We start from the raw sequence: 12,672 nt of genomic DNA on the forward strand, positions 1-12,672 counted from the left end.
GTCCCTCATGCCATCATATCGCGCCAAGCGCGAGAGGCTTTGCGCGGCCGTCGCTGCGGCATTCCTGCTATTTGCAAACGGCGCGGCGCCTGCAGCCGATGCGCCTCGTCTGGCCTCGATCAATCTGTGCACCGATCAGTTGCTCGTCACCCTCGCCGATCCCGACCAGATTCTTGGCCTCAGCCCGTTTGCGCGCGATCCATTTCGTTCCTGGGACAAGACCAAGGCAGCGCAATTCCGCCTTCTCTCCGGCGAAGCGGAGGATGTGCTCGCCTTGAAGCCCGACGTGGTTGTCGCCGGCCGTTTCACCAAGCGGGCGACACGCGAGCTCCTGAAAGACAAAGGGCTGAAGGTTGCCGAATTCGATCCGGCCCGCTCGCTCGACGACGTCAAGAAGCAATTGCGCCAGATGGGCGCACTGGTGAAACATCCCGAACGCGCCGAATCTGAAATTGCCAAACTCGATGCTGCCATCGCCCATGCGCGCGCTGCCGCGCGGCGCACATCGCTGCGCGTGCTTTCCGTGTCGCGGCGCGGCTGGGTCTCCGGCGGCGACAATCTCACCACCTCGCTATTATCGGCTGTCGGGCTGCAAAATGCCGGTGGCGAACTCGGCCTCAAGGCCGGCGGCTTTGCCTCGCTGGAAGCCATCATCACCCTGAAGCCCGATCTGCTGCTGGTCACCGACACGACCGACTTCGCCGAAGACGAAGGCCGCGCGTTCCTGCTGCATCCCGCGTTGGAAAAGACCTATCCGCCATCGAAGCGCCTGGTGCTGCCGGAGCGTCTCATGGCCTGCGGCGGCCCGACCATGGTCGAGGCGCTGGATCACCTGTCCGCTGAAATCAACCGCGTGGCGCCGTGATGCTGGTGCATGGCGACGCACTTCTGCTGGTGGTCGCAGCCCTGCTGTTCGATGCTGTGATCGGTGATCCCGACTGGCTGTGGCGCCGCGCGCCGCATCCGGTGGTGTGGATCGGCCATGGCATCGGCTGGCTGGAGCGTCAGCTCAATCGGGAGAACTGGTCGAGGCGAGCACGTAGGATCGCGGGTGTGCTGACGGTCATCGTCCTTGTCAGCACTGCACTCCTGGTCGGTGCCCTGCTCTCGGACCGTCTGCACGGCCATTGGATCGGCTTCATGGCTGAGGCTCTCATCGCCTCGACATTGATTGCGCAACGCAGCCTGTATCAGCACGTCGCGCGCGTGCATCGCGCCTTCGTTGAAGGCGGCCTGCCTGCTGCCCGCAAATCCGTCGCCATGATCGTCGGCCGCGATCCGGAACGCCTCGACGAATCCGGCGTTGCGCGCGCCGCCATCGAATCCACCGCGGAGAATTTCTCCGACGGCATCGTCGCGCCGGTGTTCTGGCTTGCGCTGCTCGGCCTGCCCGGCCTGATCGCCTACAAGGCCATCAATACGGCCGACTCGATGATCGGCCATCGCACCGATCGCTATATCGATTTCGGCTGGGCCGCGGCCAGGCTCGACGATCTCGTCAATCTCGTACCGGCACGGCTGGCCGGCATACTGATCGCGCTCGCTGCTCCCGTGGTGCGCGGATCGATCACGGCGTCGTTCAGGACCATGCTGCGCGATGCGCGCAAACATCGCTCGCCGAATGCCGGCTGGCCGGAAAGCGCCATGGCCGGCGCGTTAGGCATCGCCCTGTCAGGCCCACGCGTCTACGCGGAAGGCGCAGCAAACGAGCCCTATCTCAACGTGGATGGCCGCGTCGCCGAGCCCGACGACATCCGCCGCGCGCTGCACGTCTATGCGGCGGCGTGCGGACTGTACATGTTGATCTACGCCCTGCTGGCATTTGCACTCTGACGCGTGCGCGCGATCGCGATCAGCCCGTCGATATCGAGATGTTTCTCGCAATGGTCCGCCAGCGCATCGAGCGCGGCTTCGATTTGCGCATCATAAGCGAGCGATGATGCGATGCCGAGTTGCGCCAGCCACGCCTTGCGAAAGGCATCGCCGGTGAACAGGCCATGCACATAGGTGCCCTGCACGCGGCCATCGCGCGAGATCGCGCCATCGGGGCGATCTCCGATCGTGAGCAGCGGCCGCGCGCAATCGGCACCGCTGCTGCGACCGAGATGGATTTCATAGCCCTCGACGGCAGTCCCGGTCGCAAGATGCGTGCCGGACACCAGCGTCGTCGATTTGCTGCCGCTCATCACGGTCTCGATATCGAGCAGGCCAAGCCCGTCCACGTCGCCCGGCGCGCCATCGACACCATCGGGATCCCTGATGCGGCCACCAAGCATCTGATAGCCGCCGCACAGGCCGAGCACATGGCCGCCACGACGCACATGAGCAGCAATGTCGATGTCCCAGCCTTGCGCGCGCAGAAAAGCGAGATCGCCGATGGTGGATTTACTGCCGGGGATGATGACCACATCGGCATTGCCCGGAATGGCCTCGCCGGGCCTGACGAAGACGAGCTTGACGCCGGGCTCCATGCCGAGCGGATCGAGATCGTCGAAATTGGCGATCCGCGCGAGAACGGGCACCGCGATCACACGCGTAGCGCTGGAGCTTTGCGCACGATCGAGATCGACAGCGTCTTCAGCCGGCAGCATCGCAGCCTGCGGCAGCCAGGGCAGGACGCCGATCGACGACCATCCGGTGAAGGCCGTGATCGATGTCAGCCCATCGTCGAACAGGCTGGGATCGCCGCGAAACTTGTTGACGATGAAGCCATGGATGCGCGCACGCTCGTCCGGCTCCAGCACCAGATGCGTGCCGGCCAGCGACGCAATGACGCCGCCGCGATCGATATCGCCGGCGAGCACGACGGGAACATCAGCTGCCGCCGCAAAGCCCATATTGGCGATGTCACCCTTGCGCAGATTGATCTCCGCCGGGCTGCCGGCGCCTTCGACAAGCACGATGTCCGCCTGATCGGCGAGCAGCGAAAAACTCTCCAGCACGGCCGGCAGCAGTGCGGCCTTCTTCTCCAGATAATTCTTCGCCCGCAGCGTGCCCCAGCGCTGGCCCTGCACGATCACCTGCGATCCCGTATCGGTCTCCGGCTTCAGCAGCACGGGGTTCATATGCACGCTGGGCGCCAGCCGAGCGGCGCGGGCCTGCACCGCCTGCGCGCGGCCGATCTCGCCGCCATCAATGGCGACGGCGGCGTTGTTCGACATGTTCTGCGGCTTGAAAGGCGCGACCTTGAGCCCGCGCCGCACCAATGCCCGCGCCAGCCCGGCGACGATCGTCGACTTACCGGCATTGGAGCCGGTCGCCTGGATCATCAAAGCGGGCGTGGTGCGGTTCATGGCTGCCTCAAACTCGACTGTCATCCCCGCGAAAGCGGGGATCCATAGACACCGAATGCGTGGCGACGCTCCGTCGCGGCGCCCCCGTTTCAATAACGAGCTCGGAGGTTATGGATCCCCGCTTACGCTGGGATGACATGCTGAGTTTGCAGCGAGCGATCAAAACTCCACACCTTTCTGCCCCTTGATGCCGGCGCGGAATGGATGTTTCACCAGCGTCATCTCGGTCACGAGGTCTGCCATCTCGATCAGTTCCGGCTTGGCATTGCGGCCGGTGATGACGACATGCTTGTCCGCCGGCTTCTCGTCGCGCAAGAAAGTGAGCACGTCATTGAGATCAAGATAGTCATAGCGCAGCACGATGTTGAGTTCGTCGAGCAGCACCATGCGATGGCGATCGTCGCGGATCAGCTCTTTCGCCCGTTCCCAGCCGGCCGTCGCGGCAGCGATGTCGCGCTCGCGATCCTGGGTCTCCCAGGTAAAGCCTTCGCCCATGATATGAAGCGTCACCAGTTCCGGAAATTTCGCCAGCACCCGCGCTTCACCGGTGTCCCATGATGGCGACTTGGTGAACTGCACGACGCCGACCGGCATCTCATGGCCGATATGGCGGAACACCATGCCAAGCGCGGCCGAGGTCTTGCCCTTGCCAGTGCCGGTGTGAACGATCAGCAGGCCCTTCTCGCCCACTTTGGTCGCCATGATCTTGTCTTTGGCGGCCTTGTGCTTGGCGGCCTTCTCCTTGTGTCGCAGGTTTTCTGCGGCGTGATCGGCTGCGGAGTCGCTCATGCGTGTTCCCTCGCGATTTGCTTGGTATTCATCAATTCGGAAATCAGATGTTGCGCACTGTTGGAGCGCGGCGTCCACAATCCCCGGCGGATCGCCTCGGCAAAGCGTGCCGCGGTCTCCTGCAGCGCTGCCGGATTGGCGGATGCCATGAAGTCGCGAACCTTATCATCCTCGAGATAGGCCGAGAACAACTGGTCGAAATGGTGATTGCCGACGGCATCTGTCGAGGCGGCGAAGCCAAACAGATAATCCACCGTTGCCGTAATCTCGAACGCGCCTTTATAGCCGTGGCGCATCACGCCGGCGACCCATTTCGGATTGGCGCCGCGACCGCGCACCACGCGCGAGATCTCGTGCGCCAGCGAGCGCGCGATCGGTGCTTCCGGGCGGGACGTATCGATATGCGCGACGCGCGGCGCTGAGCCACGCAGCGTCTGCACGGTGGCGGAGAGGCCCCCGATAAACTGGTAATAATCGTCGGAATCCAGAATGTCGTGTTCGCGATTGTCCTGCGTTTGCGCCACGAGATCGACGGACTTCAGCCGCTCTGAAAATTCGTCGCGTGCGCTCTCGCCTTCGTTGCCAGCGCCATAAGCATAGCCGCCCCAATCGAGATAGACGTCGGCAATATCGGCCCGGTTGTTCCAGCCGCCTTCATCGATCAGCGCCTGCAAGCCTGCACCATAAGCGCCAGGCTTGGAGCCGAACACACGGCGCATCGCCTGCCGGCGTGCGAGTTCGCGGGTCATACCGCCGGATTCCAGCTTGTGCGCGCGAGCGCGGACATTGGCAGCGATGGGATTGGCATCATCGGGCTCATCGAGCTCCGCCACGGCGCTGACAGCCGAGCCGATGATATCCATCTGGGTCGGGAACGCATCGCGGAACAGGCCGGAGACACGAAAGGTCACATCGACGCGCGGCCGCTTCAACTCGGACAATGGCGTGATGGCGAAGCCGGTGACGCGGCCTGACGTCTCTTCCCAGACCGGTCGCGCGCCGATCAACGCCAGCGCCTGCGCGACATCGTCGCCGCCGGTGCGCATATTCGCGGTGCCCCAGGCCGACAGCGCGATGCTGCGCGGCCATTCGCCGGCCTCCTGCCAGTAGGCTTCCACAAGACGCTCAGCTGCGAGCTGCCCGATGCGCCAGGCCGAGGGCGTCGGCACCGCACGGACATCGACGGCGAAGAAATTGCGGCCGGTCGGCAATACATCAGGCCGTCCGCGCGTCGGCGCGCCTGATGGACCGGGGCGGATGAAGCGGCCGTCGAGGCCCTTGAGGAATGCGGCCATCTCGGCGTCGCCGCAAGCATCGATGGCGGGACGCAAAGATGTATCGATCCAGCCGAGCACCTGCGCTGTCTGCGCCCAGCTTGGATCGCAAGTGCATTCGCCTGCGACAAGCTTCAGCGCCAGCATCTCGATACGTTCGATCGTATCGCCCGTGGTTCGCCATGGCACGTCGGATATGCCAGCCAGCATCTTCGGGCGCCGACCGAGATAATCGTCGGCCATCTCACGCATCAGTGGATCGAAATCACCGAGCCCGAGATCAATCGCCAAAGCGCGATGCAGCGACGCATCCTGCGCACGGATATCGGAGCGCGGCAGGCGCGCGATGGAGACAAGTAGATCGTTGCGCTGCGCGTCGTCGGGCTTGCGGCCGAAGATGTGAAGCCCGTCGCGGATCTGCATTTCCTTGAGATCGCAGAGATGCGCATCGAGCGCGCGCAGCGCTTCATAGGTCGGCGTGTCGCGATTGATATCGACATCGCTGTCGAGCTGCTGGGCGCGGGCGAAGGACAGGATATCTTCGGCGATAACGGCAGCGCGCTTCGGATCGAGATCGCTCGCCGCAGCATACTCATCGACCAGGCTTTCGAGCCGAGCGAGATCGTCATGCAGCTCCGCGCGCGTCATCGGTGGCGTCAGGTGATCGATGATGACGGCCGAGGTGCGGCGCTTGGCCTGTATCCCCTCGCCGGGATCGTTGACAATGAAAGGATAGAGATGCGGCAGCGGACCGAGGATCGCATCGGGCAGGCAACCGGCCGAGAGGCCCGTGCTCTTGCCCGGCAGCCATTCGAGATTGCCGTGCTTGCCCACATGGGCGATGGCATGCGTATAGAACTCCTGCCCGAGCCAGAGATAGAACGCGAGATAATGATGCGGCGGCACCAGATCGGGATCGTGATAGGTGCTCTTGGGATCGATATTGTAGCCACGTGCCGGCTGCACGCCGACGACGATATTGCCGAAGCGATGCAGGCCGAGACGAAACGCATCATCGACCAGATGCGGATCGTCTGCAGCATCACCCCAACGCGCTTCGACGGCGGCGCGGATGACGGCCGGCAATCGCGCGAACGCTTTGCGATAACTTGTCAGCGACCATGTGGCGCCGCCGCTGCGCACGGCGCGCTCAAGAAGTGCATTGGTGGGACCTTGCTGCAGCAGCTCCATCATCGCGGCCGATGTTGATGGCGCATCCACGGCACCATAACCGGCTCCCTGCATCGCCATGATGATATCGACGAGGCTCTGCGGTGTGTCGAGACCGACGCCGTTGGCGAGCCGGCCATCGCGGTTCGGATAATTGGCGAGGATCAGCGCGACGCGACGCTCGGCGATCTCCGTGCGGCGCAGACGCACCCAGGCACACGCCAGATCAGCGGCCGCATCGATGCGATCCGGCACCGGCCTCAGCAGCGTCGGCGTGAAACCGCCGTCACTTTTGCCGCGCTCCTTGAAGGCGATGACATTCGCGAAAATACGGCCATCGACTTCCGGCAGCACCACATGCATCGCCAGATCGCGCGGCGTGAGGCCCCGTGACGAACTCTCCCAACTCGCATGCGAGATGCCGGCCTGTGCGACCTGCAGCACAGGGCAACCCGATGCGGACAAGACGCCAGCGTCGTCGTTGGCCGTCGCGGTCGCGAAGGCTGTCGCGTTGATGATGACATCAGGCGGGAATGCACCCAGCGCCGCGCGCAGGAAGGCGACAGAGCGCTCGTCCTTCAGGCTGGTGACATAGAGGCAGACCGGATTGAGCCCGCGCGCATCCAGGGCATCGCGCAGCGCTGCGATCGCGGCCGTGTCGCCGCCTGCGACCAGCGCACGATAGAAGATCACCACGGCGTTCGGACGCTCATCGCCCAAAGGCGCCTGCGGCCAGAATCCTGCGGATGGCATCGGCCGCGCGGCAGGCGGCTTGTCACCCTGCCCGATCAGATGTGCGGCGTAGCGCAACGCCAGCGCCGCATTCTCGACACCGCCTTCGCTGCAGTAGCGCCACAGCGCATGCGTCGCATCGGCAGCGATCGTACCACGTGCGGCAAGCTCCGCATTCCAGTCCATCTCGCCGGGAACGCAGGCGAACAGCGCGCCGCGCGCGATGGCATCGCTGCGCAGGCTCTCGACGCCATGCGGCCAATAGCTGATGCCACCGAGCATGCGCAGCAGCACGATCTTCGCTTTGGCCAGCGTCCGCTCGACATAGAGATCGACCGAAGCGGGATGGCCGAGCGCGAGGAGATTGGTGAGCCGCACGCTCGGGAAGTCTGCGCCAAGACTCGCATGCGCCGCACCGAAGGCGGCGAGATCGCTGTCCGCCGCAGACAGCACGACAATATCCGCCGTCGCCTGCCCGAGATCGCGGGCGACGTCGCCGTCGTCAATACTGCCGGAGGTGTCGAGCTTGAGATGCATGCGCTCCCCTAATCGTCATTGCGAGGAGCGAAGCGACGAAGCAATCCAGATCTTGGCTTGCTGGATTGCTTCGCTCCGCTCGCAATGACGGCGGTCGTTGCTAGCCTGCCAGCGCCTTGCGCACGGCGTCGGTATCAAAGCCCTTCAATCCGATGACGACGAGATGTTCGGGATGACTCACATCCGGCCGTGCAAAAGCGAGATCGACGCGGGCGCCGACGGCCTGCACCACAATGGGCGCCGGTTTGTCGGCGATGCGGGCATGGCCCTTCACGCGCAACACGCCTTCGATGCCGAGCGCTCCGCCAACGCGGGCGCGCATGGCGTCGAGATCGCCGGCGGCACCGGGTTTGATGACAATGCTGTCGAAATCGTCGTGATCGTGTTCTTCCTCCTCGCCGTGATGACCGACGCGGGCGGCCATATCATCTTCGGCTGCGGCGTTGAGGCCGATCAGCACGCTTGGCGCGAGATCGCCCTTGGAGCGGACGATGCCGACGCCCGCGCGAAGCTCGGCCTTCAGCTTGGTTTCGATTTCGGCGAGCTGCTCGGCGCTGACAAGATCGCTCTTGGAGAGCACGACGAGATCGGCGCAAGCGAGCTGGTCTTCGAACACTTCTTCGATCGGATCATCATGCTCGATGCCTTCGTCGGCCGCGCGCTGCTCGGCGACCGCATGCTCATCGAGCGTGACGCGGCCTTCGGACAGCGCCAGGGCATCGACCACAGTCACGACGCCATCAACAGTCGCGCGCGTCTTCACGGCCGGCCATGCAAAGGCCTTCAACAACGGCTGTGGCAATGCGAGGCCGGAGGTTTCGATCACGATCGCATCGAGCGGACGCTCGCGCGACAACAGCTTTTCCATGGTCGGCACGAAATCATCGGCCACCGTGCAGCAGATGCACCCATTGGTGAGCTCGACGATGTCGCCGGGCGCGCAGGCTTTCGCCGCGCATTCCTCGACGAGGCCACCATCGAAACCGGCATCGCCGAATTCATTGACGATCACGGCAATGCGGCGTCCATCGGCCTGGGTCAGCAGCGAGCGCAACAGCGTGGTCTTGCCGGCGCCGAGGAAGCCGGTGAGGACGGTGACGGGAACGCGGGACATTCAATTCTCCTGGAAACGCTTGAGCCAAAGAGGCAGGCCGGCAGCGACGAAAGCGACATTGTTGACAGCGGCGGCAATGGTCTGGTTGAGGCGGCCCTGCGCATCACGGAAGGCGCGGCCGAGCGGGGTCTCCGGCACCAGGCCGAGACCGACTTCATTGGATACAAACACGATGGGATAGCGCGAGACATCGAGGAAGCGCACCAGCCGCTTTGCCTCGACCTCGGGATCGCGCTCCGCCATCATTAGATTGGACAGCCACAGCGTCAGGCAATCGACGAGAATGACGCGGCCGATGGTGGATTCGCGCGTCAGCGTATCCACCAGCGCCAGCGGCTCCTCGATGGTGATCCAGCCCTCGCCGCGCTGCTTGCGGTGCTGCGCGATGCGCACCTGCATCTCGTCATCGCCGGGCGTCGCCGTGGCGAGATAGACTTTTGTGAGCGACATCTCGCCGATCAGCCGTTCGGCAAAGGCCGACTTGCCGGAGCGCGCGCCGCCGAGAACCAATGTGGTGCCGAGCGATGTCATTTCGGCGCCCTGCCATCTGCGGGCGACCAGCGCAGCGGCGGCACGCGCGCGACCATGCCCTTGCGCAGCACGTCGGCGCGCTCGCGCCACGGCACCAAGCCGTAATCGGATGTCTGATAGGACTGCACGAAGGATGCGACCGCATCCGGGCCGGTGTCCGCCAGCAGGTCGCCGAACAAGAATGTGTAGCCATCCTGGCTCGTCACCGCGACCGTTGTCGGCCGCTTGCAGACGCTGAGGCACTGCACCGGGCGCACCATGACATCGACATCGCGCGCATCAAGCGCGGCCGTGACAGCATCCAGCATGGCAGAACCGACCACGGCGCCATCGGCGGCCTTGCAGTTCACGCATACGCTGACCACCACCGGCGCTGAAGGCAGCGGGCGCGGCAGGTCATTGACGGCAAGGTCGTCGGGCAAACTCGATGCGTTGCGATCCATCACGGGCTCAAATCGGGCGAGCTTTGTTGGGTCGCGCGGATGCTGCCATCCGCTCGCTCCCGTCCGGTGCACCCCGCCCCGACGACGCCTCCAAAGCACAATTCGTGACGGCAGGTCTCCTGGCTCGCGAGTCGGCGCCCATCACCGCCTTCCCAGCAATTCCCCGATCAGGAACTCCCAGTGGCACCGGCGCGGGCTCGTCGCTTACAGTTGCGGGGGCAGCGCCGGTATCGCACCGGCTTCCCTTTTCACCTTCCACGCGGAAGGACCATCGCCGCGGACGCTATCTGCCCCCACAGTCCGGGTCAACCACAGCCGGAACCGCGCCGCTGCTGTTGACCGAATGGCCGCGGATGCGCGAGACAGGCGGCCAAAGGAACCTGATTTTGACCACACAGAGCCCTATCTGGCAGCCGCCGGCCATCGCGCCCCTCGATCCCGCCACCGAGGCCAGCCTGCGCGCGGTCATCGACGGCAAGGCCAAGCCGCCGGGTTCGCTCGGGCGAATCGAGGAACTGGCCCTCCAGCTTGGCATGATCCGCCATCCCGGCGAGCCGCGCGGCGAGAAAGCCGTGCTGCTGGTCTTCGCCGGCGATCACGGTCTCGTGGCCGAGGGCGTGTCGCAGTATCCGTCAGCCGTGACCGTCGCGATGGTCATGACCTACCTCGCCGGTCGCGCCACTGCCAATGCGTTCGCCAAGGCGAATGCCATCGACGTTCGCGTCATCGATATCGGCGTCGCAGCGGAACTGCCGGTGCATCCGGGTTTGCGCGACGCCAAGGTGCGCTTGGGCACCGCCAATGCCGCGCGCGAGCCGGCAATGACGTCGGAACAAGCTGCCACTGCACTCGCGCATGGCATCCGCATCGCGATCGGTGAGATCAAGGCCGGTGCCGATATCATCGCGCTCGGCGAAATGGGCATCGGCAATACCGCCTCCTCCGCGTTGCTTGCGCATCGCCTCGCACCAGCGACGCTCACTGACTGCATCGGTGTCGGCGCCGGCCAGGACGATCTCGGCATGGCCCGCAAGCGCGCTGCGATCGAGATGGCCTCCGCGCGCAGCGATGCCACCGCGCCGCTGGATGTGCTCGCGGAATTCGGCGGGCTCGAAATTGCCGGCATGGCCGGTGCGATCCTAGGGGCGGCGTCGCAACGGCGGCCTGTGATCATCGACGGCTTCATCTCCAGCGTCGCCGCGCTGCTTGCGATCCGGCTGAGTCCCGAGGCGCGCGGCTATTGCGTGTTCGCGCATCGCTCTGCGGAACGCGGACACGACATCGTCCTGAACGCGCTCGACGCACAGCCCTTGCTGGATCTCGGCCTGCGCCTCGGCGAAGGCACCGGTGCGCTGCTCGCGGTGCCGCTGGTGCGCGCCGCTGCGCGGCTGCTCACCGATGTCGCCAGTCTCGACGACGTGCTGGCGGGGCGGATCTAGATGACGCCGGATCCGCATCTGCTCAATGCGATCCGTTTTCTTACGGTGCTGCCGACACCGCTTGCCGATGGCGCGCCTGCGCCCGACTGGCTGGCGCGTGCCATGAAGTATTTTCCGCTGGTGGGCGCCGGCATCGGCTTGGCCTGCGCCGTCGTTTTTGTTGTCGCCTGTCACGTCTGGTCGCCATCGATCGCCGCCCTGCTCGCCGTGACGACGAGCATCGTGCTCACCAGTGCGCTGCATGAAGACGGCCTTGCCGACACCGTCGATGCCTTTGGTGGTGGCTGGACGATCGAAAAACGCCTCGCCATCATGAAGGACAGCCGCATCGGCACTTATGGCGCGCTGGCGCTCGGGCTTGGCTGCGCCTTGCGCATCGCAGCGCTGGCAACGCTGCCGCCTTGGGCCGGCGCGACGGCACTGATCGCTGTGCATGCCGCGGCACGTGCGATGCCGGCTTTCGTGATGAATCGCCTCGCTTATGCCGGCGACACCGCAGCGATGAAAGTGCGCTATGCCGAGGCGCCGGTGCCGCGTGATGATATCATATTTTTGCTCGTCATCGTCGCGCTGGCGGTGATTCCGCTTGCGCTCATCTCGTTCAAGTCGGCCGTTCTCGGCCTTGTGCTCGGTGCCCTGCTCGGCGCCCTGCTCGCGCGCTGGGCCAGGCGCATGATCGGCGGTTACACCGGCGATGTGCTCGGCGCGATCGAGCAGGTGTTCGAGATCGGTTTCCTGCTCGGCGTCGCCGCCGTGCTCAGATAGGCCAGCGCAACGGCAATTGATACGGCTCGCCTTCGGCGGTTTCCGCACCGCGGCCGATGCGTGCGACAGCCTCGCTCATGCGCCCGCCACGTCCGAGCATGTCGTCGGCAAGCTTCACCATCAATTTGTTCGGCGTCACGTAAGGTGAGCGGCGCCGCAGCTCATCGGCAATTTCAGACTCGTAACCGGGATTGCGATCGCAAGCGATCGCATAGGCGGCCGCGCTCGAACGGCTGATGCCAGCCCAGCAGTGCACCAGCAGCGGACGCTCATCCACCGCGCCACGGCCGAAGGCGAGAATGGCGCGCATGACATCGGCGTCCGGTGCAATCAGATCCGGCGTCAACTCCACGATGTCATGAAACGACAGCTGCACATGCCGCTCGCGCGCGATGCCGTTCCAGTCGCGTGCAGCCGCACTTGGCGATAACAGCGTGAGCAAATCGAAGTCCGCGAGGGACGCTGCAAGAGCGGGAAGTCCGCTCAGCGAACTAACATAGATCATGGTGAAGGCCTGCAATCCCTGCGCAATGCTCGTCAGTCAATCTTAAACAAGTTTGAGTAGGTATTAAGCTGACGCTCTAT

At 64.7% G+C, this 12,672-nt stretch carries 11 protein-coding genes and 1 riboswitch; of the genes, 4 read left to right on the forward strand and 7 right to left on the reverse strand.

Annotated features, from left to right (window positions below):
- Positions 1–7: 7 nt before the first annotated feature.
- Both AC1RQ5_RS23245 and cbiB read left to right on the forward strand, forming a co-directional pair.
- The gene (locus tag AC1RQ5_RS23245) at positions 8–865 is read left to right on the forward strand and encodes an ABC transporter substrate-binding protein (protein ID WP_493202098.1); all 858 of its coding nucleotides are present in this window, start codon (positions 8–10) and stop codon (positions 863–865) included.
- Positions 865–1,833 carry an adenosylcobinamide-phosphate synthase CbiB gene (gene cbiB / locus AC1RQ5_RS23250; protein WP_493202100.1) on the forward strand — a complete coding sequence of 323 codons (969 nt, stop codon included), beginning with the start codon at positions 865–867 and terminating at the stop codon, positions 1,831–1,833. Before AC1RQ5_RS23245 ends, cbiB begins: the two co-directional genes overlap by 1 nt.
- On the opposite strand, the gene AC1RQ5_RS23255 is transcribed toward cbiB, so the two are convergent.
- The 6 genes from AC1RQ5_RS23255 to AC1RQ5_RS23280 all read right to left on the reverse strand — a co-directional run bounded on the left by AC1RQ5_RS23255 (position 1,806) and on the right by AC1RQ5_RS23280 (position 9,883).
- Positions 1,806–3,293, reverse strand: a complete 1,488-nt coding sequence (locus AC1RQ5_RS23255) for a cobyric acid synthase (protein WP_493202102.1) — start codon at positions 3,291–3,293, stop codon at positions 1,806–1,808. The two genes, cbiB and AC1RQ5_RS23255, sit on opposite strands and share 28 nt — an antisense overlap.
- A gap of 159 nt (positions 3,294–3,452) precedes the next feature.
- Entirely contained in the window at positions 3,453–4,082 is a 630-nt protein-coding gene (gene cobO / locus AC1RQ5_RS23260) for a cob(I)yrinic acid a,c-diamide adenosyltransferase (protein ID WP_398478857.1), read from the reverse strand.
- Entirely contained in the window at positions 4,079–7,795 is a 3,717-nt protein-coding gene (gene cobN / locus AC1RQ5_RS23265) for a cobaltochelatase subunit CobN (RefSeq protein ID WP_493202104.1), read from the reverse strand. The genes cobO and cobN overlap by 4 nt, the downstream gene beginning before the upstream one ends.
- A gap of 100 nt (positions 7,796–7,895) precedes the next feature.
- Positions 7,896–8,909: a cobalamin biosynthesis protein CobW gene (gene cobW, locus AC1RQ5_RS23270; protein WP_493202106.1), complete on the reverse strand. Its 1,014-nt coding sequence runs from the start codon at positions 8,907–8,909 to the stop codon at positions 7,896–7,898.
- Positions 8,910–9,440, reverse strand: a complete 531-nt coding sequence (gene cobU, locus AC1RQ5_RS23275; protein WP_493202107.1) for a bifunctional adenosylcobinamide kinase/adenosylcobinamide-phosphate guanylyltransferase — start codon at positions 9,438–9,440, stop codon at positions 8,910–8,912.
- Positions 9,437–9,883 (reverse strand): DUF1636 family protein, encoded by a 447-nt coding sequence (locus AC1RQ5_RS23280; RefSeq protein WP_493202109.1) that lies wholly within the window; start codon positions 9,881–9,883, stop codon positions 9,437–9,439. The genes cobU and AC1RQ5_RS23280 overlap by 4 nt, the downstream gene beginning before the upstream one ends.
- Positions 9,884–9,975: 92 nt before the next feature.
- Positions 9,976–10,171: riboswitch (cobalamin riboswitch) on the reverse strand.
- A 65-nt stretch (positions 10,172–10,236) separates the two neighbouring features.
- Between AC1RQ5_RS23280 and cobT the strand changes: the two genes are divergently transcribed.
- Both cobT and cobS read left to right on the forward strand, forming a co-directional pair.
- Complete coding sequence (gene cobT / locus AC1RQ5_RS23285; protein WP_493202110.1) at positions 10,237–11,322, forward strand: nicotinate-nucleotide--dimethylbenzimidazole phosphoribosyltransferase; 1,086 nt, start codon at positions 10,237–10,239, stop codon at positions 11,320–11,322.
- Positions 11,323–12,087: an adenosylcobinamide-GDP ribazoletransferase gene (gene cobS / locus AC1RQ5_RS23290; protein WP_493202111.1), complete on the forward strand. Its 765-nt coding sequence runs from the start codon at positions 11,323–11,325 to the stop codon at positions 12,085–12,087. It abuts the gene before it with no gap.
- Here cobS and AC1RQ5_RS23295 read toward each other — a convergent pair.
- Positions 12,080–12,592: a tyrosine phosphatase family protein gene (locus AC1RQ5_RS23295; RefSeq protein ID WP_493202112.1), complete on the reverse strand. Its 513-nt coding sequence runs from the start codon at positions 12,590–12,592 to the stop codon at positions 12,080–12,082. The genes cobS and AC1RQ5_RS23295 overlap by 8 nt on opposite strands.
- Positions 12,593–12,672: the final 80 nt, after the last annotated feature.

It is taken from the genome of Tardiphaga sp. GW821-FHT12E02 (assembly GCF_058807155.1).

Excerpts from the sequence above, each read along its gene's own strand:
- AC1RQ5_RS23255 (WP_493202102.1), bottom strand. The coding sequence starts at position 3,293 with ATGAACCGCACCACGCCCGCTTTGATGATCCAGGCGACCGGCTCCAAT.
- cbiB (WP_493202100.1), top strand. The coding sequence starts at position 865 with ATGCTGGTGCATGGCGACGCACTTCTGCTGGTGGTCGCAGCCCTGCTG.
- cobU (WP_493202107.1), bottom strand. The coding sequence starts at position 9,440 with ATGACATCGCTCGGCACCACATTGGTTCTCGGCGGCGCGCGCTCCGGC.
- cobT (WP_493202110.1), top strand. The coding sequence starts at position 10,237 with ATGCGCGAGACAGGCGGCCAAAGGAACCTGATTTTGACCACACAGAGC.
- cobW (WP_493202106.1), bottom strand. The coding sequence starts at position 8,909 with ATGTCCCGCGTTCCCGTCACCGTCCTCACCGGCTTCCTCGGCGCCGGC.
- AC1RQ5_RS23280 (WP_493202109.1), bottom strand. The coding sequence starts at position 9,883 with ATGGATCGCAACGCATCGAGTTTGCCCGACGACCTTGCCGTCAATGAC.
- AC1RQ5_RS23295 (WP_493202112.1), bottom strand. The coding sequence starts at position 12,592 with ATGATCTATGTTAGTTCGCTGAGCGGACTTCCCGCTCTTGCAGCGTCC.
- AC1RQ5_RS23245 (WP_493202098.1), top strand. The coding sequence starts at position 8 with ATGCCATCATATCGCGCCAAGCGCGAGAGGCTTTGCGCGGCCGTCGCT.
- cobN (WP_493202104.1), bottom strand. The coding sequence starts at position 7,795 with ATGCATCTCAAGCTCGACACCTCCGGCAGTATTGACGACGGCGACGTC.
- cobO (WP_398478857.1), bottom strand. The coding sequence starts at position 4,082 with ATGAGCGACTCCGCAGCCGATCACGCCGCAGAAAACCTGCGACACAAG.
- cobS (WP_493202111.1), top strand. The coding sequence starts at position 11,323 with ATGACGCCGGATCCGCATCTGCTCAATGCGATCCGTTTTCTTACGGTG.